The organism is Nocardia sp. NPDC051570 (assembly GCF_044454005.1).
In the GTDB taxonomy this organism is placed as follows: Bacteria; Actinomycetota; Actinomycetes; order Mycobacteriales; family Mycobacteriaceae; genus Nocardia.
Genome location: NZ_JBITDI010000003.1, coordinates 200,055 through 226,834, shown reverse-complemented (window position 1 = coordinate 226,834; position 26,780 = coordinate 200,055). Strand labels below are relative to the sequence as shown.

General features: G+C 69.3%; 9 protein-coding genes. 2 read left to right on the top strand and 7 right to left on the bottom strand.

Annotated elements, in window-relative coordinates; genetic code table 11:
- Positions 1-146 precede the first annotated feature (146 nt).
- Positions 147-947, bottom strand: a complete 801-nt coding sequence (locus ACIA76_RS07990) for an enoyl-CoA hydratase-related protein (protein ID WP_397149824.1) — start codon at positions 945-947, stop codon at positions 147-149.
- Between the two features lie 133 nt (positions 948-1,080).
- Here ACIA76_RS07990 and ACIA76_RS07985 point away from each other — a divergent pair, with 133 nt between their 5' ends.
- Positions 1,081-2,295, top strand: a complete 1,215-nt coding sequence (locus tag ACIA76_RS07985; RefSeq protein WP_397149822.1) for a TetR/AcrR family transcriptional regulator — start codon at positions 1,081-1,083, stop codon at positions 2,293-2,295.
- Here the strand turns inward: ACIA76_RS07985 and ACIA76_RS07980 are convergent, their stop codons facing one another.
- The 3 genes from ACIA76_RS07980 to ACIA76_RS07970 are packed head-to-tail and all read right to left on the bottom strand — an operon-like array spanning position 2,296 to position 4,939.
- Positions 2,296-3,144 carry an ABC transporter permease gene (locus ACIA76_RS07980; protein WP_397149820.1) on the bottom strand — a complete coding sequence of 283 codons (849 nt, stop codon included), beginning with the start codon at positions 3,142-3,144 and terminating at the stop codon, positions 2,296-2,298.
- Positions 3,141-3,908, bottom strand: coding sequence for an ABC transporter permease (locus ACIA76_RS07975; RefSeq protein ID WP_397150683.1), 768 nt, complete (start codon positions 3,906-3,908; stop codon positions 3,141-3,143). The genes ACIA76_RS07980 and ACIA76_RS07975 overlap by 4 nt, the downstream gene beginning before the upstream one ends.
- 41 nt (positions 3,909-3,949) lie before the next feature.
- Positions 3,950-4,939 (bottom strand): ATP-binding cassette domain-containing protein, encoded by a 990-nt coding sequence (locus ACIA76_RS07970; RefSeq protein WP_397149818.1) that lies wholly within the window; start codon positions 4,937-4,939, stop codon positions 3,950-3,952.
- Between the two features lie 323 nt (positions 4,940-5,262).
- Here ACIA76_RS07970 and ACIA76_RS07965 point away from each other — a divergent pair, with 323 nt between their 5' ends.
- Entirely contained in the window at positions 5,263-6,777 is a 1,515-nt protein-coding gene (locus tag ACIA76_RS07965) for an aldehyde dehydrogenase family protein (RefSeq protein WP_397149816.1), read from the top strand.
- A gap of 3 nt (positions 6,778-6,780) precedes the next feature.
- Here the strand turns inward: ACIA76_RS07965 and ACIA76_RS07960 are convergent, their stop codons facing one another.
- From ACIA76_RS07960 to ACIA76_RS07950, 3 genes are all read right to left on the bottom strand, one after another.
- Entirely contained in the window at positions 6,781-8,022 is a 1,242-nt protein-coding gene (locus ACIA76_RS07960) for an Nramp family divalent metal transporter (RefSeq protein WP_397149814.1), read from the bottom strand.
- A 172-nt stretch (positions 8,023-8,194) separates the two neighbouring features.
- A complete protein-coding gene (locus ACIA76_RS07955; protein WP_397150681.1) occupies positions 8,195-9,223 on the bottom strand; it encodes an alpha/beta hydrolase in 1,029 nt (342 codons plus the stop codon).
- A 124-nt stretch (positions 9,224-9,347) separates the two neighbouring features.
- Entirely contained in the window at positions 9,348-26,696 is a 17,349-nt protein-coding gene (locus ACIA76_RS07950; RefSeq protein ID WP_397149812.1) for an amino acid adenylation domain-containing protein, read from the bottom strand.
- Positions 26,697-26,780 lie beyond the last annotated feature (84 nt).

Below are 26,780 nucleotides of genomic sequence, written 5' to 3'. Positions count from 1 at the left end.
CGTCGTTCGGGTGCCGCTGCGCAAGCGACGAAGGAGCAAGCAGCGGTACCCGAACGACGAGCCTCAGGGCGCCGCAAACCCGCGACGCCGGAGGCGGCGCCAACAACACAGCCTCAGGCGCCGCAAACCCGCCGAGCGAAGCGAGGCTAATCGAACACAGCGCTGCGCTTCTGCAGCATTGCGCTGGCGCCCTCCGCGAAATCCGGTGTTCGCAAAAGCTCTGTCTGGCCGTTCTTTTCGTCGGCCAGGGCGGTGTCGAGGGCGGCGAGAGCGGCCCGATCGAGGGCGCGCTTGGTGAGTTCGAGGGCTCGGCGCGGGCCGGCGCCGAGCTTCGCCGCCACCGCCGCCACGCGCGCGTCGAGTTCCTCGACGGGCAGCGCGGCGGTGAGGATGCCGCGGCGCGCCGCCTCGGTCACCGGCATTCGCTCGCCCAGCAGCGCCATCTCCGCCGCGACCGTCCGCCCCGCGGCGGCGGCGATCATCGCCGCGGCGCCGCCGTCGGGCATCAGGCCGATGTTGATGAAGGCCAAGAGGAGATAGGCCTCGTCGGAGGCATAGGACAGATCGGCGGCCAGGGCCAGTGCGACCCCGATACCCGCGGCCGCGCCCCGGATGCGGGCGACCACCGGCACGGGCGCGTCGACGATCGCCCGCACCAATCGGTTGGCCGCGTCCATGGTCACCTCCGGGGTGATGCCCCGGCGCAGATCAGCGTCCGCCGTGGACAGATCGGCCCCGGTGCAGAAATCGGCGCCCGCGCCGGTCAGCACGATCGCCCGGACCGAGGTATCGTCTGCGGCCGCCAGGAAGGTGTCGCCGAGCGCGACCATGGTGTCGTAGTCGATGGCGTTCTTACGCCGGGGATTGGTGATCGTGATGCGCAAGACCCGGCCGTCCCGGATCGCGCTGAATCCGGTCGCGGGGATCGAATGGTCGACTTCGCTCATGACGTGCTCCCGAGAATGGACCGCCGACGCTGGCGCTCCGCCAGAATGGTGGTTAACTTTGCGAATTGTGGTTAACTTAGGTTGACTGGTCCGGCGCTGTCAACAATGGCGGCCGGGGTGGAAGGAGAGGTGTATGGTCGCGGATCCCAGCGAGTCCGGGCTCGCTTCCGCACGTCGCCGACCCACCCAGCGCCGGCCCAAGGATCGCAAGGCGCAGATCGTCCGGGTCGCGGCCCGGGCATTCAGCGAGCGGGGCTATCACCCGGTCGGCGTGGACGAGATCGCGGCCGAGGTCGGCATCTCCGGTCCGGCGCTGTATCGCCACTTCACCAACAAGTACGCGCTGTTGGTCGCCGCCGCCGAAACCGGTGCGCAGCAGCTGCTCGACGTCGCCCGCGCCGCCGAGGATCCCGCGCTGGATCCGGAATCCCGGCTCACCGCGCTGATCCGCGCCCTGGCCGAGCACACCATCGAGATGCGCCGCGAGGGCGGTCTGTACCGGTGGGAGCGTCGCTATCTGGAACGCGCGGACCGCGCGCGCATCCGGCTCATCTACGAGGGGCTGCACGAGACCGTCGAGCGGGCCATCGCCACGCTGCGCCCCGAGGTCTCCGATGAGGATGTGCAGCTGCTGGCCACCGGCATGCTCGGCGCGATCGGCAGCATCACCGCGCATCGCACGGCGCTGTCCACCGGCCGGCTGATCGATCTGCTGCAGGACATCTGCCGATCGATCCTGTGGACCGATCTGCCGCCCGTGCCCACTCAGACGCCCACTCAGTCGCCGGTGCGCGGACTGCCACTGAGCTCCAAACGCGAACAGCTGCTCAGCGAATCGATCCGGATCTTCGGCCGCCAGGGCTATCACGAGGCCAGTATCGAGGAGATCGGCGCGGCCGTGGGCATCAATGCCTCCAGCGTCTACCGCTACTTCACCAGCAAATCCGATCTGCTGGCCGCGGCCTTCCACCGCACGGGCGAGCGGGTCGCGATCGCCAATGCCGAGGCGCTGTCCGAGGCGACCAGCCGCGCCGATGCCGCGGTGCGCATCGCCGTCCGCTTCGCGCGCCTCACCTTCGCGATGCCGGAGATCCTCCCGGTCTACTTCGCCGAATTCTCGAATCTGCCTGCCGCCGAACAGCACAAGCTCCGCTCCATCCAGCGCCAGAACGTCCTGGAGTGGGCCCATCTGCTCGACGGCGATCCGGCCGAGGCGCGCTTCCGCGTCCACGCCGCCATCGCCCAGGTCGTCGACGCGGGCCGGCGCATGCGCTTCGATTCGCGGCGGGAGAGCCTGGCCCGGGTCCAGGCCCTGATGACCGCGGTGCTGTTGGGCGAGAAGGGCTGATCAGGCCCCGGTCTCCGCAGCGCGGCGATAGCCGCGGACGGCGGGGTAGGTGAACACCACGATGAAACCGATTGTCCAGGCGAGGGTTTTCATCAGCGGCACCGCGACGGGGCCATCCCAGGCCAGGCCCTTCATGGCATCGATGGCGGTACTCATCGGCTGGTTCTCCACGGTCCGCTGCAGCCACGGCGGATAGGCGAAGACCGGCACGAAACCGGAGTTGAAGAACATGAGCAGCGTATTGATGATGCCGATGACGTTCACCAGCATCACACCCTCGGAGAAGGTGGCCAGGGCAGTCACCAACACCGCGAAGCCGACACCGAACAGCACCGGAATGCAGATCATCGCCACCGCGGCCAGCGGACCGTTCCAGAAACGGAAGCCGAGGCAGATCCCGACCACGAGGATGAACAGCGTTGTGATCAGCACCCGGATCGCCTCGGCGAGCAACCGCCCGGTCAGTCCCGCGGCCCGGTGGATCGGCATGGTCCAGAAGCGGCCCAGCAGACCCGTGTACTTCTCACCTTTGAAGCCGAGCGCGCTGACCACCGAACCGGACATGGCCGCCACCAGCGCGGTCAGCGGCACGAAGCCATAGATGGCGGGCTTGCCGGTGGCGTGGGTGATCGAATCGCCCAGCACCACACGGAACATCAGCAGCGTCAGCGCCGGGTAGATCAGCGTCTGGATGGTGGTCGCGGGGTCGCGGGTCCAGACCAGCAACAACCGCTTGCACTGGATCAGGCTGTGCCCCACCCAGGTCGACAGGGCGCGCTCGGATCGCGGTGGGGCGACGGGTAACACCGCGACGGCGCGGGTTGGCTCGGCAAGTTCCACAGTTGTCACGAACGCCTCGCACTCGCCCAGATCGCCAATGGTACAAAGCACACCGCCAGGCCACCCAGCCATACCAGCGGCACCCACAGCACATGCCAGCTCACCCCGGCACCGGCCATATCGCGCATGGCGAAGGAGAGCTGGGAGATGGGCTGGTTGCGCACGAACGGCCGAATCCACTGCGGGAAGCCGCCTTCGGGCACGAATCCGCACGAGAGCATGCCGAAGATCAGGGTCGGCAGCGTCAGCGCCTGGCTCAGCGATTCCGGACTCTTGGTCAGGCAGCCGAGCGCATCGGCCCCGATCGCCAGCACGGTCCCGACCCCCAGCGAGAACACACAGAACAGCACGGCCTGGCCGACCCCGGCGGAGAAGCGGAACCCGATCACATGGCCGAAGACGATCGCCGCGATCAGCGAGGTCACCGAGCGCACCAGACCCGCCGAGATCCGCGAGACCAGCGGGACGAACGCACCGATCGGCATGGTCTGCATCCGGGTGTTGAGACCGGTCATCGACTCGAACGCCGCGATCTGGGCATTCGACATCATCGTGAACGACATCGTCTGCAGCACGATGATCGGCATCACGAACTGGGCGTAGTCGATGCCCGAGACCTTCATCACGTAGCGCATCGGAAGGTAGAAACCGACCGTGAAGACGAGCGGGGTGACCACCGCGACGATCAGCTCACCCTTGGTGGCCATGGTCCGCACGATGCGACCCGTCAGCGCCCGCCACTGGGCGAAGTTGGACAGCCGCGCGCTCGGCATCTCGGCGAACAGCCGGGCCCGCGCGTCGAGGGCGGGAGCACTCACTGGTGACCGCCCGAATGTCCGGTGATCGAGAGGAACACATCATCGAGCGAGGGCCGTCGCAGCGCGATATCGGCCAATTCCACGCCCGCCGAATCCAATCGGCGCAGTGCCTCGGCCAGGGTGCCCGCACCGTCGGGGGCCGGGATCGAGACCCGGTCGGCGCCGTCGAGATCCGCGCGCACCGTCGGCGGGACCAGATCGCCCAGGGCCGCGACCGCGGTGCGCAGCCGGGTCGGATCCAGCGGGACCACCTCGCAGTAGCTGCCGCCGGTCTTCTCCTTGAGTTCGTCGGCGGTGCCCTCGGCGATGACCGTGCCCTTATCGATGACGATGATGTTGTCGGACAGGACGTCGGCCTCCTCGAGGTACTGCGTGGTCAACAACACGGTGATGCCCTGCGCCTTGAGCGCGTTCACCAGATCCCACACGCCCTGGCGGCTGCGCGGGTCCAGGCCGGTGGTCGGCTCGTCGAGGAAGACCACCTCCGGGCGCACCACCAGGCCGCAGGCGATATCGACGCGGCGGCGCATGCCGCCCGAATAGTGCCGCACCGCACGCCGGCCCGCGCCGACCAGATCGAACTCCTCGAGCAGCGCGTCCGCGCGGGCGCGGGCGGCCTTCTTGGTCAGGCCCATCAGGCGGCCGAACAGCTCCAGGTTCTCGCGGCCGGACAGATTCTCGTCCAGGGCCGCGTACTGGCCGGTCATCATGATCGAGCGCCGCACGCCGGCCGGATCCTTGGCCACATCGTGCCCGGCGACGACGGCCGTGCCGGAATCGGGGCGCAGCAGGGTGGACAGGACCTTCACCATGGTGGTCTTACCCGCGCCGTTCGGGCCGAGAATGCCCAGGACCGAGGCGCGTTCGGCGGTGAAGCTGATGCCCTGCAGGGCATGGACGTCGCCGAAGGATTTGCGCACCTCCGATACCGACACGGCCGGGTCACCCGGCACGGGGTGCGATTCTGCGTTGTCCAAGCTCGGCATCAACTCTCCACTATCGGGGCCGGGGCGTCGATTGGTGATCCCTTCCACCGGCGCCGATGTTACTGGTCGTGCGAACCGGTACCCAGTTCGCGATCCGGATATTTGTGTCGTTCCTCACAATTCGACATACCTGTCGGTCTCACTTCGAATCGGTGCTGGTCCCGACCCGGACCGATCGGTATGCCGCACTGGGACGTTCCTTGTCCGCGTGGTGGCCCCGCCCATAGTGTGGCGGACACGGGGAATTGACACGACTCCATGACTGACGGCGGCTGTGGTTCCACCGGCTGCCGAGGCAGTTTTCGTCAGCGAGAGGGTGACCAATGGCCGAGTCCGCACGAACGGCGACGCATCCGCCGGGCCATTCACGGGTACTCACATCCTATGATCCCCGGACCGGGGAGTCCGTGGGCGACTACGCGATCATGGGGACCGGCGAGCTGACCCGGACGGTACGCGCTGCGCGCGTGGCCGAGAAATGGTGGGGATCAATCGGATTCGCGGGGCGTCGGCGCTGGCTGCTGGATTGGAAGCGCGCCATCGCCCGCAATGCCTCCGAGCTGGTGGAGATCGTCTGCTCCGAAACCGGTCAGCCCGGGGTGGATGCGGCCATCGAGGTCATGCTGGCGGTGGAGAATCTGGACTGGGCCGCCCGCAATGCCGAACGGACCCTGGGCCGAACGCGGCTCGGATCCACCTGGCTGACCCGCAATCAGCGGGCCTCGGTCGGATATCTGCCGCTGGGCGTGGTCGGCGTGCTCGGGCCGTGGAGCAATCCGGTGTTCACGCCGATGGGTTCGATCGCCTATGCCATGGCCGCCGGAAATGCCGTGGTGTTCAAGCCGAGTGAGCTCACCCCCGGCGTCGGGGTGTGGCTGGCCGAGAGCTGGAGCAGGCTGGCCCCGAATCAGCCCGTACTGCAGGTGGTCACGGGCGATCAGGGCACCGTGGCCGCGCTGTGCCGGGCGCGGGTGGACAAGATCTCCTATGCCGGGCCCGACGCCGGTGCGCGGGAGGTGATCTCGCTGTGCGCGCAGACCATGACGCCGGTGGTGGTCGAGCGCGCGGGCAAGGGCTCGATGGTGGTGCAGGTCGACGCGAAACTCGACGATGCCGCCGAGGCCGCGGTCTTCGGTGCGATGTCCAATGCGGGGCAGAGCGCCTCCGGGATCGCGCGGGCCTATGTCGCGGAATCGGTATACGAACCGTTCCTGGAACGCGTTGTGGCGCAGGCCACGCGGCTGCGCCCGGGCGGGGATCGCAAGGCCTCCTACGGTCCGATGATCCTGGAGGCGCAGGTCGGGGTGGTGCGCCGGCAGGTCAAGGATGCGATCGCGCGCGGCGGGCGGACGGTCGTGGGCGGGCTGGAATCCATTCGGGAGCCGTACATCGAGCCGATCGTGCTCGCCGATGTGCCGGAGGACAGCCTGGCGATCACGGGCGAGGCGGTCGGGCCGGTACTGATCGTGAACCGGGTCGCGACCATGGACGAGGCTGTGGACCGGATCAACGCCACCGATCACGGGCTGGCGGTGCCGGTGTTCACCCGCGACGTGGGCGCGGTGCCCCAGCTGGCCGAGCGCATCAGAACCGGTGTGGTGACGATCAATTCGTCGATGGCCTATGCGGGCATCCCCTCGCTGCCGTTCGGCGGCGTCGGCGAATACGGCCAGGGCCATGCCCACGGCGAGGCGGGCCTGCGCGAATTCAGCCGCACCCTGGCCATCGCCCAGAAGCGCTACCGCGCACCGGTGAACCTGTCCACCTTCGACCGCCACCCGCGGCATCTGCGCCTGGCCAAGGCCATCTTCCGCATGCGCCACGGGCGGCGAGTGTGACCGCTACCTGACGGTGAGGTAGATCAGCAGCAGGTTGAGTGCGGTGATGATGGCGGCGATCAGCCAGGCCAGGGCCGTCGTGACGCGCCGGTTGGCGGCGTCGCCCATCAGCGTGCGATCACTGGTGAAGCGCACCAACGGGATCAGCGCGAACGGGATTCCGAACGACAGCACCACCTGCGACACGATCAGCGCCCGGGTCGGATCGAAGCCCACGGCCAGGATGATCAGCGCCGGGATCAGCGTGACCACGCGGCGGACCAGCAGCGGAACGCTGCGCCGCAGCAGGCCTTCCATGATCATCGCCCCGGCGTAGGCGCCCACCGAGGTGGAGGCCAGCCCGGAGGCCAGCAGGCCGACCGCCAGCAGCAGCGCCGCCCACGGCCCCAGCGTCTCGCGCACCGCGGCGTGGGCGGATTCGATGGAATCCACATCCGCGCGGCCGTCGAGCGTATGCGCGGCCATCAGCAGCATGGCCAGATTCACCGCGCCCGCGATGATCATGGCCAGCCCCACGTCGTAGCGCGTGATCCGCAACAGCCGCGTACGCGCCGCGCCCGACTCGGCGTGGCCGTGCCGATCGCGCGCGAGGCCCGAATGCAGATAGATCGCATGCGGCATCACCGTCGCGCCGATCATCGCGGCGGCCAGCAGCACGCTCTCGGTGCCGGAGAATCGGGGCAGCAGGCCGCCGAACGTCTGCGGCGCCGAGGGCGGCGAGATCACCACGCTGGCCATGAATCCGATCGCGATCACCGCCAGCAGGCCGATGATGATCCGCTCGAACGGCTTCTGCCCACGCCGACTCTGAATTGCCAACAGCGCCATGGACACCAGGCCGGTGATGATCCCGCCGAGCACCAGCGGCAGCCGGAACAGCAGATTCAACGCGATCGCGCCGCCCACCACCTCGGCCAGATCGGTCGCCATCGCCACCAGTTCGGCCTGCGCCCAATAGGCCAGGCGCACCGGCCTACTCGAGCGATCCCGCACCAGCTGCGGCAGTGTGCGCCCGGTGACCAGGCCCAGCTTCGCGGAGAGGAATTGCACCAGCGCCGCCATCGCATTGGCCATCACGATGACCCACACCAGCAGATAGCCGAACTGCGCGCCGGCGCTGACATTGGAGGCGACATTGCCCGGATCGACATAGGCGATCGCCGCCACGAAGGCCGGGCCGAGCAGGACCGCGGCCGCGCGCACCCGCTGGAACGACAGCCGCGGGGCGGCAACTGTGGTGCTCATGGATAGAGTTTACGGGTCGCCGAACTTTTTGTTGAGAGGTACCTGGAAAAGTGTGATCTCTTCGACGTGCGGAGACGACCCTGCCCCGGTCGCTGGGCGACCGGGGCAGGACTGGAGAAAGGCGACCGGAGAAAAGCGACCGATTATCGAATACCGGCGGGACCGTTGATCGTCAGATCCCCAGGCCGTGCGCGAGCACGGGCCAGGAGTTGATGAAGTCGTCGCGCCAGTAGCCCCACGAGTGGGTGCCGGAATTCTGGAAGTTGTAGGTGGCGGGGATGCCGAGGGTGTTCAGCTTGTTCTGCATGTTGTGGCTGCAGAAGTTGGTGCCGGCCTCGATGACGCCGCCGATCACGATCTGGTTGGCCAGGCCGTACGCGCCGGGCAGGGCGTACTTGCCGTCCAGGGTGTCGTACTGGCCGGGCAGGCCGTTGCCGCTGGAGAGGTAGAGCTCGGTGCCGCGCAGCTTCTCGGCGTTGACGTACGGATCGTTCTCCGCCCACGCCGGGTTGTTGTCGTCGCCGTACATGTTGCGCACGTCGCCGCCGCCCCACACGTTGACGGTCAGCTTCACGAATTCACGACCGGCCGGATCGCTGGTCTGCGCGCAGCCGGAGTACGCGGCAGCCGCCTTGTACAGACCGGGCTTGGCGATCGGCAGATTCAGCACGGTGGTGCCCGAGGTGGACAGGCCCGCGATGGCGTTGACGCCGTTGGTGCCCAGCGCGCCGTCGACCAGCGGCGGCAGCTCCTCGGTGAAGAAGGTCTTCCACTTGTTGCGGCCCAGGACCGGATCGTCGCGCAGCCAGTCGGTGTAGTAGCTCCACTTACCGCCGATGACCTGAACGACATTGACGTTCTTGTCGCCGAGGAAGCCGTTGACGATATCGGTCTTCTTCACCCACGAGGCGTCGTCCTCGCCGCCGCCGGCGCCGTTGAGCAGATACAGCGTCGGGCGCGGCACCGAGGCGTCGGCCGGGCGCTGCACGTCGACCGGGAAGGTCTCGTCCATCGCGGCCGAGTAGACGTAGAGGCGGATGTTGCGGTCGTCCTTGTAGGTCGCCTTCTTGATATGCGATCCGTCGGGCGACTTCGGGTCGGCGAGAAGGCTCTTCGACGCGATGATCGGATCGTCGGCAGAAGCGGTGGTCGCGCCGACTCCGGCGACGACGCCGATGAGAACGCCCGTTGCCGCGAGCACCGCCGCAGCCCGGAGACCACTACGCCGGAAGTGTCGACGAATCAATGTTCACACCTTCGCTATCCGCTCGAGTTCCAAAGTTCAGCGCTATTGGGCCGGTGTCTCGCCCGACCCTACGGTCTGTCTAGTCGCCCTGCCAGTCGATCTTGTTACGCGACGACCGTCCTATCATGCCATCCCCGCCCGCGCGCTCGGCGCCCTCCGTCAGCAGGCGTGCCAATTCCGGGCCGAGATAGGACAACGCCTCCGGGGATGTCATCTGATCATGGACCGCGGCGATCGGATGGTCGGCGATCTCGCCGTCGACGAATGCCGACCAGTCGCTGGCCGCGGTGTCGTGGCCGAGGGCGCTGAAGTATTCCAGTCGACCCCGGTATACCGCGGGCGTATGCGCGGCGATCAGCTCGGCCGAGCGCACCGCGCTGCGATAGATGCGCCACAACCGCTCCGGCGTCAGCGCGGCCATATCGGGCGAGACGGTGGCGTGCAGCGCTGCCACCGCCACATCGCTGAGCTCATGGATATCGCCGTCGCCGACCAGCTCCTGAGCACCGATCCCGATCTCCGCCAACGCCTCCCGGATCGCGGTGCGGAAATCGCTCACCTCGATATCGGGATGGCTGTCGAGCATGGCCAGCAGCGCCACCCGCTCCCCCTCGGCCTGCAGTTCGGTGGCGACCGCATGGGCCAGCACACCGCCCAGCGACCAGCCGAGCAGTCGATACGGGCCGTGCGGCCGCACCGCGCGGATCTCGGCGACATAGCGGGCGGCCATCTCCGCCAGCGACTCCGGCAGATAGTCCTGCTCCGACAGAGCCGGGGACTGCAGGCCGAGAATCGGCCGATCCTCGACGTAGCGCGCCAATCCGGCATAGCACCAGGACAATCCGTACATCGGATGGATGCAGAACAGCGGCTCGCCCGGCCCCTCGGCGCGGATGGGCAGCAACACCGCCAGCGCGGCGTCGGAATCCCGATCGAAATCGTGCCCCTCGGCCAGCCCCGCCAGGATCCGCCCGGCCAGCGCGGAAACCGTTGCGCCGGTGAAGAACCACTGCACCCGCACCTGCGCCCCGGTGACCGCGCGCAGTCGGCTGACCGCACGGCTGGCGCTCAGCGAATTGCCGCCGAGGGCGAAGAAGTCGTCGTCCAGGCCGACCCGGTCGACGCCGAGCACCTCGCCGAACACCTCGGCGACGGCCTGCTCGAGCGGCGTCGACGGGGCGCGGTAGGGGCGCCCGGCGAACCGCGGCGCGGGCAGCGCGGCACGGTCGAGCTTGCCGCTGGCGGTGAGTGGCAGCTCGGCGAGCGGCACGAGAGCGGCGGGAATCATGTAGCCCGGCAGCGACTTCCGCGCCTGGGCCAGGACGGCCGTCTCGTCGAGCCGCGTGCCCGGCTCGGGGACGAGATAGGCGATCAGGCGATGGCCGGAGTCGTCCGGCATCAGCGAGACCACGGCGTGGCGCACCGCGGCATGGGCGGCGAGCACCGCTTCGATCTCGCCGAGCTCGATGCGCTGGCCGCGCAGCTTGACCTGGAAGTCGCTGCGGCCCAGATACTCCAGTGCGCCGTCGCGCCAGCGGACGATATCGCCGGTGCGGTAGAGACGGCCGCCTCGCGACCTCGCCGAGCCCTCCCCCCTGGTCCCGAAGGGATCGGCCACGAATCGCTCGGCGGTCAGCGCCGCGGCGCGGAGGTAGCCCCGGGCCACTTGCACACCCGCGATATACAACTCGCCCGGTGCGCCCGGCGGCACCGGTCGCAGCTGACGATCCAGCACATGCACCCGGGTATTGGCCACCGGCATACCGATCGGCATCGCGCCGGGGTGTGGCCGCCCGATCACATGCCCGGTGACGACCGTGGCCTCGGCCGGGCCGTACCAGTTCACCAACTGGGCGTGCTCGAACAGCTCGGCGAAGGCGGCGGCCGTCTCCTCTGTCAGCGCCTCACCGGCGGCGAACGCCCGCCGCAGCGACGGAAGTCCCTGGGCGAGCGCCGGATTGGCGACCGGATCGAGGAAGGCGTCCAGCATCGACGGCACGAAATGCACCGTGCTGACCGAGCGCTGTTCGATCACCCGGGTCAGATAGGCCGGATCGCGGTGGCCGTCCGGCTCGGCGATCACGACGGCCGCACCGGTCTGCAGGGGCCACAACAGCTCCCACGCGGAGATATCGAAGGTGATCGGGGTCTTGTGCAGCACCACGTCGCCGGTGTCGTGCGGATGGGTGCGCTGGGCCCAGCGGAACTGGTTGACCAGCTGGCGATGCGTGATCGCCACGCCCTTCGGGCGGCCGGTGGAGCCGGAGGTGTGGACGACGTAGGCGACGGCGTCGGGATGGGCCCGCATGCCGGGATCGGAGACGGATCCGTCGAGATCGAGGGCGTCCACGTCGAATACCGGTATATCCGCGGCGGTGTCGAATCCATCGCGCGAGGTGGTCAGCACACATACCGGATCGGCGGTGGTGAGCACGAATTCGTTGCGGTCGGCCGGATGGTCCGGATCGACCGGCACGTAGCCGCCGCCCGCGCGCAGCACCGCGTACACCGCGACGATCAGCTCGATCGAGCGCCGCATGGCCACGGCCACCAGCGATTCCGGCCCGACACCGCGGTCGATCAGCACCGCGGCCAGGGCGCGGGAGCGCTCGTCGAGTTCGCGATAGCTCAGCGTCGTATCGCCGAAATGCACCGCGGGAGCCTGCGGGGTCCGCGCCACCTGGGCGTCGAACAGCGTCAGCAGCGTCGCCTCGTCCAGCAGTTCGGGCGCCGCGGTGGCATTGCGGGCGGCCAGTTCGGCGCGCTCGCCGTCCAGCAGGGCGTCCACCTCGGCGACGCGGGCCTGCGGGGTGGCGGTGAAGCGGCCGATGAGCCGCGAAAGCCGTTGTGCCAGTGCGGATGCGGTGGGCTCGTCGAAGACGTCGCGCAGGTACTTCAGCGAAACCCGCAGCTGAGTGTCCAGCACCACCATCACCGTCACCGGGTAGTGGGTGCCGTTGACCGTGCCCACACCGGCCACCTGCATACCGTCGACGGCGCTGGCCCGGTCCAGGCCCTCGCGGTCGACCGGGAAGGATTCGAACACCACCAGCGAGTCGAAAAGCCCGTCCACACCGACGGTTTCCTGGATATCGCTCAGGCCCAGATGGTGGTGATCGAGCAGATCGGCCTGTTCGGCCTGCAGCTGCCGCAGCAGCCCGGCCAGGGTGTCGGTGGCGCGCAGGCGAACCCGCACCGGAATGGCGTTGAGGAACAGGCCGACCATCGTCTCGACGCCGGGCAGCTGCGGCGGGCGGCCGGAGACGGTCGCGCCGAACACCACATCGTCGCGATCGACGCTGCGGCCGATGAGCAGACCCCAGGCCGCCTGCACGACGGTGTTCACGGTGACACCGAGCCGGGCAGCCAGCCGGGTGAGCGCGGTGGTGTCGGCCACCGACAGTTCGAAGCCGACTTCTCCAGCGCCCGAAGCAATTTCGCGACCCGGATCGACGGGCGCGAGCGGGGTCGGCTCGGTGATCCCGCCCAGGGCCCGACGCCAGGCGGCGCGCGCGGCCTCGACATCCTGCGATCCCAGCCAGGCCAGATAGTCACCGTAGGAGTACACCTCGGGCACCTGCCGCGAGCGCGGGCCGAATGCGTACAGGGTCAGCAGATCCTGCATGAGCAGCGGCATCGACCAGCCGTCGATGAGGATGTGATGGCTGGTCACCAGCAGCCGATGGGCGTCGGCGGCGGTGCGGATCAGCGCGAAGCGCAGCAGCGGCGCGGTATGCGTATCGAAGCGATCGCCGTAATCGGCGGCCTCGATCCGGGCCAGTTCGGCGCGGGCGTCGGCATCCTCGAGATGGGTGAGATCGATTGTTCGCCACGGGATCTCGACAGAGTCGAGGACGATCTGCACCGGATTGCCGTCCAGATCCTCGGCGAACGCGACCCGCAGATTGTCGTGCCGATCCAGCACGGCCTGCGCCGCCTCGCGCAGCCGCCGCACATCCACCGCACCGCCCAGATCGAGGCGGAACTGGGTGGTGTAGACGTCGACCGAGGCATCGGCGAGCAGGGCGTGGAACAGCATGCCCGACTGCAGCGGCGTCACCGGCCAGATGTCGGTGAGCGCCGGATGGGCCCGGTGCAGCCGATCGACGTCGGCCTGCGACAGCCGCACCAGGCCGAAGTCGGATGGGGTGAAACCGCCCGCGTCGGAATGGGTTCCGTGCTCGGCCAGCCCGCCCAGGGCCCGAACCCAGTGCCCGGCCAGCTCCTTCACCTGTTCGACGTCGAGAACCGCGGCGGCGAAGTCGAATCGGGCCAGCAGCCCGTCCGCGGTGGCGTCGACGGTCAGGTCCAGGACCAGATCGGCGGCCGGGGTGTCCGGATAGGCGTGCGCGGGCCGCAGATCGCGATAGCGCAGCGCCATGCGGCCGTGCGCGAGCGCGGCCAGCGCCGCCGCCGTGGCGGGATTCAGATAGCGGAGCAGGCCGTAGCCGATACCGCGCCCAGGCACCGACCGGCGCAGCTCCTTGATCTGGGCCAGCGCCCTGCCCGCGGCCGGACCGCCGAGTAGCGCCTCCTCGGCGTCCACGCCGTCGAGGCCGAGCACCAGCGGGAAGGTGGCGGTGAAACCGCCCACCGTGCCGCCGGATTCGGCCCCGGTGACCTTCCGGCCGTCGGCGGCCAGCTGCACGACCGGGCCGAGCAGTTCGGCCGCGCCGCCGCGCAGGGGTGGGGTCAGCGCCAGCGCGAGCGCCGTGGTGAGCACATCCTCGATCCGCGCGTGATAGGCCTGCGCGACCGCGCCCACGGCCGCGGCGCCCTCGGCGGTGATCACCAGTGAGACCCGGCCGCGCGCGGTCAGGTCGAGGCCGTCGATCGGCGTCTCGGCGGGCACGGCCGCGAGAGTGCGCTGCCACCAGGACAATTCGCCGACGGTATCCGGTTCGGTGGCGCGGTCGGCCAGTGCGCGGGCCACGCCCGCCGGTCCGGCGTCGACCGCGGCCGCGGCGGCATGTCCGCCGGACCAGGCCGCCGACAGCTCGTCCACGATGACGCGCCAGGAGGCGTCGTCGACGACCATGCCGTTGGCCACCACGACCAGGTTGCCGGATCCCTGCTCGGCCTCCTCGGGATCGGTGGGCGCGATCAGCCCGAAGCCGATATTGCGTCCGGCGACGGGATCCAGTTCCGCGGTCAGCGTGCGCAGTGCGATCTCGGCGGTATCGGCGGCGGGTACGAACCGGCGCAGCAACGCCTCGGCGGACTGCTCCGGAATCACCAGCCGCAGTGCGGAATTCGTGCCGTTCGCCGCATTCGGCCGTCCGGAATCGAGCCAGCCGACCGGCCGGGCCTCGGATCCGCTCACCGCGTGGGACGCGATGGGCAGGAACCGTGTCTCGTGTTCCACGACGGCGACCGGCAGGATCTGGGTCTTGGCCTCCGACCAGTCGGTGTCGAAGACCTCGCCGGAGGCGGGTGGCACCGACGGCCGGGTCAGCGGCAGGAATCGCGTGGCGGCGTCGAACCCGTCGACGGCGCTCTCGGGGGACCGCCGACTCGCAGTGGTGCGCGGCGAATCCTGCTGCGCGGACGCCGTTTCCAGACGTGCCGACAGCATCGGATGCCGGTCCAGAACCGCCTGGACCGCCGCGCGAACGCGCTCGGGGGCGCAATCGCTCGGGATGTCCAGGGCGATGGCGCGGTTGTCGCGGACGGGCGGGTCGATCCGCAGCAGGCGCGCCGCCATCGGGGGCAGCGGCAGCGGACCGGCCTGCGAGACCGGTTCCGCCGCATCCGATTCCAGTTCCGCCCAGCGGGCCACACCCTCGACCGTGCGTCCCTCGAAGACGTTGCGCGAGGTGAAGCGGACGCCGCGAGCACGGGCACGGGCGACCACCTGGATGGTGACGATGCTGTCGCCGCCGAGGGCGAAGAAGTCGTCGTCCAGGCCGACCCGATCGACGCCGAGGACCTCGCCGAACACCTCGGCCACGACCCGTTCGCCCGGCGACTGCGGGGCCCGGTACGCCTGGGGCGCGAGCTCCGGTTCGGGCAGCGCCCGGCGGTCCAGCTTGCCGACCGGGGTGAGCGGGATCTCGGCCAACGCCACGATCGCCGTCGGCACCATATGCTCCGGCAGCGTCCGCCCCAACGCCTGTGTGAGAGCGGCGGTGTCGAGCTCGGCCCCCGCCGAGGAGTGCACGTAGGACACGAGAATGGTCGCGCCCGAAGCCGTTTCCCGCCCGAGCGTGACCGCGAAGTCGACGCCGGGCAATGCGGTCAACGCATTGTCGATCTCGCCGAGTTCGACTCGGAATCCACGCACCTTGACCTGGAAGTCGTTGCGGCCCAGGTATTCCAGCACCGGCTCGCCCCGCCGCCAGCGCACCACGTCACCGGTCCGGTAGAGGCGGGAACCGCTTCCGCCGGAGGCGCCACCAGGGACCCCGAAGGGGTCGGCGACGAATCGGGCCGCGGTGAGTCCGGGCCGATCATGGTAGCCGCGCGCGAGCTGAATGCCGCCCAGATACAGTTCACCGGCCACGCCCTCGGGCACCGGTCGCATCCGCGAATCCAGCACCAGCGTTCGCATACCGCGAATCGGGCCGCCGATGGTGACCGGCTCACCCGGCGACAGCGGATCGCTGATGGTGGCCATGATCGTGGTCTCGGTCGGGCCGTATCCGTTGTGGAAGCGGCGGCCCGGCGCCCCGGCCCAGGCGGCGGCCAGATCGGCGGGTACGGCCTCGCCGCCCGCCACGATCACCCGCATCCGCGCCAGCGCCGCAGGATCCAACGATGCCAGCACCGACGGTGTGAGGAAGGCGTGCGTGGCGTTCTCGCGCTCGATCAGCTCGGCCAGCTCCTCGCCGCCGACGGTGCGCGGCGGCACCAGCACCAGCGCGCCCGCCGCGCCGACGGCCAGCAGCAGTTCCAGCATCGAGGCGTCGAAGGATGGTGAGGCGAAGGCCAGTGCCCGCGAATCATGGTCCAGCCCATAGCGTTCCACCTGTTCGGCGGCGAAGTTCGCCAGGCCCGCATGGGTGCTGACGACGCCCTTGGGCAGGCCGGTGGAGCCGGAGGTGTAGATCAGGTACGCGGCATTGTCCGGCCGCAGATCGGCGGCGCGCTCCTCGTCGGTGACCGGTTCGCCCGACAGGGCATCCACGGCGTAGGCGAATTCCGGGGTGTCGAGCACGACCCAGCCGCCACTCACCTCGGGCAGATCGCCGACCACCGAGCGCAGCGTGACACCCAGCGACGCCCGCGAATCCGCGACCATATGCGCGATGCGGTCGATCGGATAGGCCGGGTCGACGGGTACGAACGCGGCCCCGGACTTGGTGACCGACCAGAGCGTGACCACAGCCTCGATCGAACGCGGAATCGCCACGGCCACCAGCACATCGGGACCCGCGCCGAGTTCGATGAGCCGCCTGGCCAGTTTGGAGGAGGCGATATCGAGCTGGGTGTAGGTGTAGCTGCGACCGCGGTAGACCACGGCCGGGCCGTCCGGATTCGCGTCGACCGCGGCGGCCATCAGCTCCGGCAGAGTGCGCGGCGGCGTCGCGGGCGCGCCCATGCGGTGCACCAGGTCGGCGCGTTCGGAGTCGTCGAGCAGCCGCAGATCGCCGACCGCGGTGGCCGGATCGGCGGCGACGGCGGCCAGGACGCGGCGGAAGCGGCGGCCGAACTCCTCGACGGTGTGTTCGTCGAAAAGGTCTCGGGCATAGGTGAATTCGGCGGCCAGACCGGCCTCGGACCCATCGACCGCGCGCCGTTCGCGCAGGGTCAGCAGCAGATCGAACTTGGCGGTGTCGGCGGCCGGATCCAGGGCGGTGAAGCTGAGCCCCGGTAGCTCGAAGCCGGTGGCGGCCAGATTCTCGAACGACAGCGCCACCTGGAACAGCGGATGCCGGGCGGCCGACCGCGGCGGATCCAGCGCCTCCACCAGCCGCTCGAACGGGATGCCGGCGTGGGCGAAGGCGCGCAGATCGGTCTCGCGGTTCGTGGCGAGCAGCTCGGTGAACGGGCGATCGGGGGCGACCCGGGTGCGCAGCACGAGCGTATTGACGAACATGCCGATCAGATCGTCCAATTCGGCCTCGCCGCGTCCGGCGATCGGCGTGCCGATGGCGATATCGTCGGTGCCCGACAGCCGTGCCAGCAATACCGCCAGGGCCGTGTGGACGACCATGAACAGCGTCGCGTTGTGGGCGCGGGCCAGCTCGGCCAGCGCGTGATGCACCCCGGCGTCGATCACGAAATCGGATTTACCACCGGCGAAGGTCTGCGCGGACGGGCGCGGTCGATCGGCGGGCAGCGTGAGCTCATCGGGCAGATCGGCGAGTTCGGTTGTCCAATAGGACAATTGGGCCCCGGCGAGGGATTCCGGATCGCTCTCGTCGCCGAGCGCCGCCCGCTGCCACAGCGCGTAGTCCGCGTACTGGATCGGCAGCGGCGTCCAGGCCGGGGCGTCGCCGTCGGAGCGAGCGACGTAGGCCACCATCAGATCCCGCGTCAGCGGCCCCATGGACCAGCCGTCGGCCGCGATGTGGTGGGCGACGAAGACGAGCACGTATTCCGTCGCGGAGAGCCGGAACAGGCGGATCCGGAACGGGATCTCGGCCGTGACGTCGAAGCCCGTGCCCACCAGGCGGCCGACCTCGTGTGCGACGCGCTCCTCACCGATCGACATGGGCGCGAGCTCGAGCGGAACCTCGGCCGGGGAGAGCACATGCTGCACCGGACCCGATTCGGTCTCCGGGTAGACCGTGCGCAGGATCTCGTGCCGCGCAACGAGATCCGCGACCGCCGCACGCAGCGCGTCCACATCGAGCGCACCGGACAACCGGATCGCGACCGGGATGTTGTACACCGCCGCCGACGGATCGAACTGATTGAGGAACCACATCCGCTGCTGCGCGAACGACAGCGGGATCGTCTCGGGGCGCGGGTAGGCGGTGAGCGGGGTGCGGGTGGTCTCGCCGGATCCGCGTTCGACCTTCACCGCGAGGGTGGCCACGGTCGGGGTCTCGAACAGCGCCCGCACGGGCACATGGGTGTCCAGGGCCGCGCCGATGCGGGCGGCCACCTGGGTCGCGAGCAGCGAGTTACCACCCAGAGCGAAGAAATCGTCCTCGGCGCCGACGAGATCGACACCGAGGACGTCGGCGTACACCGAGGCCACCACCTCCTCGATCGGAGTCGAGGGTGCGCGGAATACGGGGGTCTCGAATTCGGGTTCCGGCAGGGCCTTTCGGTCCAGCTTGCCGTTCGCGGTGAGCGGTAGGGCGTCGAGGACCACGAATGCCGAGGGGACCATATAGGACGGAAGAACCGAGGACAGGGACGACTTCACCTGTGCCACATCCACATCCGCGGCGGACGGCACCAGGTAGGCGATCAGGCGGGTGCCGGTGTGGGCGTCCGATTTCGCCAGAACCGTCGCCTGGGCGATGTCGGGGAGGGCAAGGAGGGCGGATTCGATTTCGCCCGGTTCGATGCGGAAGCCGCGGATCTTCACCTGGGAATCGGTGCGGCCGCGGTATTCCAGCTCGCCGTCGGCATTCCAGGCCGCCAGATCCCCGGTGCGGTACATGCGAGCGCCGGCCCCGGAGCCGTCCACCATGTTCCCGAAGGGATCGGCGACGAAGCGGTCGGCGGTGAGGGCGGGGTGGGCGAAGTAGCCGCGGGCCAGCTGCGGGCCCGCGAGGTAGAGCTCGCCGGGGACGCCGTCGGGAACCGGGCGTAGGCGGGAATCCAGGACGTAGACGCGGCTGTTCCACTCGGGTGCGCCGATCGGGACCGAGGTCCGATCGGTATCGGTCACGCGGTGGCAGGTGATGGAGACGGCCGCCTCGGTCGGGCCGTAGAGGTTGTACAGGGCGATATCGCGATATGCGGTCCGGAACCGGCGGGCCAGCGCGGCGGGCAGGGCCTCGCCGATGGCCAGCACCCGGCGCAGCGCCGCCGCACCGGAATCCACCGTGAGCAGGGCGTCGAGCATCGACGGGACGACATGCAGCGTGGTGACCCGCTCGCGCGCCATGAGCTGCCGCAGATACACCGGATCGCGGTGACCGTCGGCGGTGGCGATCACCAGGCGGCCGCCGTTGACGGCCGCGGACCAGAACTCCCACACCGACACATCGAACGTGGCCGCGGTCTTCAACAGCACCGCGTCATCGGCGCCCAGACCGAATTCGGCCGTCTTCCACAGCAACTGGTTCACCACCGCGGCATGTGGCACCGCGACGCCCTTGGGCCGACCGGTCGACCCGGAGGTGAAGATGACGTAGGCGGTATTCGACACCCGCAGCGGGGCCGGGCGTTCCGCGGCGGTCACGGGGTCGGCCGAATGGTGCGACAGATCCAGGTCGTCGAGCCGGATCAGCGGCATCGCGAGGCCGGCGAGGATCCCTCCCCTCCCGCGAGCCGAGGTCCGAGCGCGGGCCGGTTGGGTGCGGATCGGGATGGAGTCGCGGCGACCGCGCCAATCCAGCCCGTGCGCGCGATCCTCGGGCGCGGCCGCTCGCGCGGTCTCGGATTCGCGCCGCTGTTCGGAATCGCCTGTGCCCGAAGCGATATCGGTGGTGGTCAGCACGCAGACCGGATCGGCTGCCGCGAGAATGTATCGGATCCGCTCGGCCGGTTGGTCCGGATCGACCGGCACATAGGCGCCACCGGCCTTCGCGACGGCATACATCGCCACCACCAGATCCGCCGAACGCCGCAGCGCCAGCGCCACCCGGGACTCCGGACCCACACCCAGTGAGATCAGATGCCGGGCAAGGCGATTCACCCGCGCGTCGAGCTCGCCGTAGCCGAGTTCCAGGCGGCCGAGGTCGCTACCGGGCAGATCGGCGACCAGCGCCACGGCCTCCGGATCCTCCGCCACCGCGCGATCGAGCAGCGTGACAAGGGTGGCCTCGTCATCGACCGGATGCGCGGTGTCATTGCGGGACACCAGCGCCCGCTCGCGTTCGGCGGGGGTGAGCAGATCGAGATCGCCGACGGGCGTCGTGATATCGGCGGCGACCGCGGCGAGCAGGCGGGTCAGCCGGTCGGCGAACGCCTCGACCGTCGCGGCGTCGAACAGATCGGTGGCATAGGTGAAGAAGCCACCCAGACCTGCCGCACCACCATCCTCGCCATAGGCATCCGCGACGATCAGATGCAGATCGAACTGCGACACATCCAGATCCGCATCCACACCCGCCACACTGAGCCCGGGCAGCTCCAACTGAGTACGCGCCAGATTCTGGAACGACAGACCGACCTGGAACAACGGATGATGCGCCGTGGAACGCCGCGGATTGAGCACCTCCACCAAACGCTCGAACGGAACATCCGCATGCGCGAAAGCCTGCAGATCCGTCTCCCGCTGCCGCATCAGCAGATTCGCGAACGACTCACCACGAACGACCCGCGTCCGGAACACGACCGTATTCACGAACATGCCGATCAAATCATCCAGCTCGGCCTCACCACGGCCCGCGACCGGAGAACCGATCGCGATGTCGTCACTGCCCGACAACCGAGCCAGCAACACCGCCAACGCCGTATGCACAACCATGAACACCGTCGCGCCATGCACATGCGCGAGCTCCACGAGCCCGGCATGAGTCACGGCATCGATCTCGATACCGACGCGCGCACCGGCCAGCGAGGCCACCGCGGGCCTCGGTCGGTCGGTGGGCAGCTCGAGCAGGTCGGGCAGGTCGGCAAGCTGCCGACGCCAGTACGTACTCTGCTGTGCGGCAATGGATTCGGAATCGCCCTCATCGCCCAGCACCGCACGCTGCCACAGCGCGTAATCGGCATACTGCACCCGCAGCGGCGGCCACGCCGGGGCCTCGCCCGCGGTGCGCGCCGCATACGCCGTCATCACATCGCGCACCAGCGGACCCACCGACGATGCGTCGGCGGCGATGTGATGTACGACCACGGCCAGCACATACTCGCGCCGCGAGCCCGGCGCCAGATCCGAGATACGCAGCAGCCGAACGCGAATCGGCACCCCGGCCGTCACATCGAACGGCGTCGAAGCCAACTCGGCCACCGCCGCGGCGACCTCGGCCGATGCGACCGGTTCGACCGTCACGCCCAGCCGCGTATCCGGTGGCAGCACGACCTGCACCGGCTCCAGGGAGTCGGGCGCGGTGGTCTGCGGATAGATCGTGCGCAGCACCTCGTGCCGGGCGACCACGTCATCCAGTGCGGCCGAGAGCGATTCGGCATCCAGACTGCCGGTCAGCCGCAGCGCGAACGGCAGGTTGTAGGCGGCCGATCCGGGGGTCGCGGCGCCGTCGGCCTGGTCGAAGCGGTTGAGGAACCACATCCGCCGCTGCGCGGGCGACAGCGGCAGCTCGTCCGGGCGCTCGACGCTGCCGAGTGCGATCGTATGCTCGAGATGGGCCTGGGATTCGACGGCGGCGGCGAGCTCTGCGACGGTCGGCGTCTCGAACAGGGCGCGCACCGGCACCCGGGCGCCGATGGCCGCGCCGAGGCGGGCCACGACCCGCGTGGCGATCAGGGAATTGCCGCCGAGGGCGAAGAAGTCGTCGTCGGCGCCCACCCGCTCGAGGCCGAGCACCGAGCCGAAGATCTCGGCCACGATCTCCTCGACCGGCGTTGCGGGGGAACGGAATTCATGGCGAGAGAAGGTGGGCGCGGGCAGCGCCCTACGATCCAGCTTGCCACTGGCATTGAGCGGGAACGCCGCCAGCGCCACGATGGCCGCGGGAATCATGTAGGCGGGCAACATATCCGAGACGGCAGCGCGTAGCCGGTGGGCATCGATCTGCTTATCCGGCGCGGGCACCACATAGGCGACCAGCTGATCGCCCAGCGCGGAACCCGTCACCAGCGCCACCGCCTGGCTGACGGCGGACTGCGTCAGCAGCGCGGTCTCGATCTCGCCCAGCTCGATGCGCTGACCCCGGAACTTGACCTGGAAATCGGTGCGGCCCAGGTAATCCAGCCGCGCGGGCAGATCTCCCGACTCCGCCCGCCACACCACCCGATCGCCGGTGCGGTACATACGCGCGCCGCTGCCCCCTTGTCCCGCTCCATGGACTTCTCCCGCTCCATGGACCCCGAAGGGGTCGGCCACGAACCGGTCCGCCGTCAGATCCGGACGCCGCACATACCCACGCGCCAACTGATCACCAGCCAGATACAACTCACCCGGCACCCCCGCCGGAACCGGCCGCAACCGCGAATCCAGCACATACACCCGGGTATTCCACTGCGGCAGGCCGATCGGCACGGTCGGCCGATCCGCACCCCATGCGGGCCAGTAGGTCACCGATACCGCGGCCTCGGTAGGACCGTACAGATTGTGTACCCGTGCGGGCGAGACCCGATGCAACGCGTCCACGGTCTCCGGCGGCAGCGCCTCGCCGATCACCAATACGTCCTGCAGCGACGGGCAGGCCCCCGGCGCGGTGTGGGTGGCGAATACCGTGAGCATCGAGGGTACGAAATCGGTGACCGTGACCTGCTCCGCCGCAATGGTTTCCGCGATGTATGCCGGATCCCGATGACCGTCACGCGTGGCCACCACCAGCTTCGCACCGGTCCGCAACGGCATGAACCAACCCCACAACGACACATCGAACGTCGTCGCGGTCTTCTGCAGATACACATCACCGGCGCCCAGTGGATAGGCCGCCAGCATCCAGGAGATCTGATTGTGAATGGCCGCATGCGAGATCGCCACACCCTTGGGCCGCCCGGTGGAGCCCGAGGTGAAGATCACGTAAGCCGGATGCTCCGGCCGCAGCGGCCGCCGCAGTTCCCCGGGCCGGATCGGACTGGGATCGAAGCGGCTCAGATCCATGGTGTCCACCCGCAGCACCGGCGTATCGACCGGTACGGCAACGGAATCGGCGACGGTGGTGACCACCACGACCGGACGCGCCGTATCGAGGATATGCGCGATGCGGTCGACCGGATGGCCCGGATCCAACGGCACATACGCACCACCGGCCGCCACGATCGCGTACATGCTCACGACCAGATCCAGCGAGCGGCCGATCGCCAGGCCCACCAGCGCTTCCGGGCCCACGCCGCGCGAAATCAGCAGCCGCGCCAGCTGATTCACCCGGATGTCGAATTCGGCATAGGTCAGCGATTCGCCCGCATGGCTCAGCGCGATCTCGTCCGGGAACTGTTGTACCGCACGGCGATAGCCGTCGAGCAGCAGTTCGGGCTCGACCGGATAGCTCGTATCGTTCCAGTCGTAGAGGGCGGCGGCCCGCTCCTCGGGGCGCAGCAGATCGATATCGCCGATCGCGCGGCCGGGCTCGGCGACGACGGCCTCCAGCAGTCGGATCAGCCGATCGGCGAATCCGGCGACGGTGGCCTTGTCGAACAGGTCGACCGCATAGGTGAACAGCGCCGAGCAGCCCTCGCCCTGCGGCGCCACGGTCAGCTGCAGATCGAATGTCGCGACGGCGCCATCGAATTCGATTGCGGTGGCGGATAATCCGGGCAGTTGCAGCCGCGGGGAGTCCAGGTTCTGGAAGAACAACGCCACCTGGAACAGCGGATGATGCGCCTGCGAACGCACCGGATCCAACACCTCGACCAACCGCTCGAACGGCAACTCCGCATGCGAGAACGCCCCGAGATCGGACTCCTTCACCGCCGCCAGCAGATCGACGAACGATGCGGCGGGATCGACGCTCGTCCGCAGCACCAGCATGTTGACGAACATGCCGATCAGGCCGTCGAGTTCCCGCTCACCGCGCCCGGCCACCGGCGTGCCGATGGCGATGTCCTCGGTGGCCGACAGCCGCGCCAACAGTGCCGCGAACGCCGCATGCAGCACCATGAACAGCGAGCCGCCCGCGCGCTGGGCGAGCGCCTCGAGCCCGGCGCGCAGCTCGGCGTCGATCGCGAAGGCGTATTCCGCGCCACGCCCGGAGGCCACGATCGGGCGAGGCCGATCGTGCGGTAGGTCCAGGCGATCGGCGATGCCCGCCAAAGCCGCACGCCAGTAGGCGATCTGGCCTGCGGCCAGCGAATCCGGATCTGATTCCTCGCCGAGCACCGCGCGCTGCCACAGCGCGTAGTCGGCGTACTGCACCGGCAGCGGCCGCCAGGCCGGGACGGCACGGTTACGTCGAGCGAGATAGGCCGCCAACAGATCTCGTATGAACGGGGCGACCGACGCGCCATCGGCGGCGATGTGATGCAGGACGACCACGATCACATGATCATCGGGGGCCAACTCCCCCAGCCCGATACGCAGCGGCACCTGGTCGGCGACATCGAATCCGGTCCGCGCGAATCCGGCCAGCCATTCCTCGATCTCGTTCTCGTGCAACGTCTCCGGTTCCAGATCCGGAATCGCCTGCTCGAGCGGCAGGATCAGCTGATGGCCGGTGCCGTCGACGGCGGGATACACCGTGCGCAGCGTCTCGTGCCGCTCGAGGAGGTCCAGGATGGCGTCGGCGAGCGCGCCGAGGTTCAGATATCCGGTGAGCCGGATGGCGAACGGGATGTTGTTCGCCGCGGACTCCGGATCGAACTGGTTGAGGAACCACATCCGCCGCTGCGCCGGCGACAGCGGAATCGGCTCCGGGCGCGGCTGCGCGGTCAGCGCCACGCGGTCGCCCGCACCCTCGAGCGGTGCGAGGCGCGATGCCAGCGTGGCCACGGTCGGCGCCTCGAATACCAGGCGGGCGGGCACCCGCGCCGAGATCGACGCGCCCAGTCGGGCGGCGACCTGCGTGGCGATCAGGGAATTGCCGCCGAGTTCGAAGAAGTCGTCGTCGGCGCCGATCGGCGTTGCGGCGCTGAGCAATTCGGTGAATACCTCAGCGACCAGCTGCTCCAGCGGTCCCTGCGGCATTCGGGATCCGATGGTGTGCGGGACCGGGGCGGGCAGTGCGGCGCGGTCCACCTTGCCGACCGGGGTCAGCGGGATCATGTCCAGGACCGTGATGCTGGTCGGCAGCATATGGGTGGGCAGGGTGCGTTCGGCGTGCGCGCTCAGCTCGGCGATATCGATCGCGGCGCCCGGGGCGGCGTGCACATACGCGGCGAGAATCGTGGCTCCGCTGTCGAGCCTGTGGCCCACCGTGACGGCGAGGTCGACCGCCTCGTGGGCCGCCAGCACCGCATCGATCTCGCCCAGCTCGATGCGGAAGCCGCGGATCTTCACCTGGAAATCGTTGCGGCCCACGAATTCCAGCGCATCGCCCGCGGTCCGGCGCACGAGATCACCCGTGCGGTACAATCTCGATCCCGAGGCACCGTCCCGGTCCCCGAACGGATTGGCCACGAACCGCGCCGCCGTCAGCGACGCCCGCGCCCGATAGCCGCGCGCCACCTGCGCGCCGCCGATGTACAACTCGCCGACCGTGCCGGTCGACACGGGCGAAAGCTGTTCGTCCAGAACATAATCGGTGATACCTCGGATCGGCCCGCCCATGGTGACCGGCTCGCCCGGCGCCAGCGGCTCGCTGACATTGGTCATGATGGTGGCCTCGGTCGGCCCGTACGCATTGTGGAATTCGCGGGGCCGTGAGGTCGATTCGATCGCGATCACCCAGCGCCGCACCAACTCCGGCGGGCAGGCCTCACCGCCGACGATCACCACCCGCAGCTCGTCGAGCCCCGCCGGATCGACCGATGCCAGCACCGCCGGGGTGATGATGGCGTGGGTGACCTCCTCGCGCTCCAGCAGCGCCGCGAGTTCGTCGCCGCCGTAGACCGAGGGTGCGGCCACGACCATGGTCGCCGCGCCACCGATCGCCAGCAGCAGCTCCAGCACCGACACATCGAACGACGGCGACGCGAAATGCAGTGTCCGCGACTCACTGTCGACGCGATAGCGCTCGCGCTGTTCATCGCACAGACCCGACAGACCCGCCTGGGCGACGACCACACCCTTGGGCCTGCCGGTCGAGCCGGAGGTGTAGATGACATAGGCCGGATGTTCGGCGCGCAGCGGGCGCAGCCGGTCCGCGTAGGTGACCGGATCGGCCGGGACCTGCGCGAGCTCGCGCAGGAAGTCCGGGGCGTCGATGGTCAGCCACTCCACCTCGCCGGGCAGATCGGCACCCGCCCCGGCGACGGTCACACCCACGACCGCGCGGGAATCGGTCACCATATGCGTGACCCGCTCGGCCGGATAGTTCGGATCCACCGGCACGAAACCCGCGCCGGTCTTGGCGACGGCCCAGACCGCGATCACCGATTCGAGCGAGCGCGGGATGGCGATCGCGACCAGATCCTCGGGCCCGATGCCCCGCGCGATCAGCAGCCGCGCCAGCCGCGTCGACCGTTCGTCGAGTTCCGCGTAGGTGAGTTCGGCGAGGGTCTCGACGGCGTCGGCGAAGACGACCGCGACGGCGGTCGGATCGGTCTCGACCGCGGTCGCCATCAGCTGCGGCAGGGTGGTGACACGGGCTTTGCGGATTCGCGTGGGTCGCACTCGTGCCGGGCGGGTCATGCCGTAATCGCTTCCTGTACCGCGTACCGCCCGACCACCCGAACCACGTGTCTCACCCTCGCTGTTGTCGCTCTCCGTGCCGTC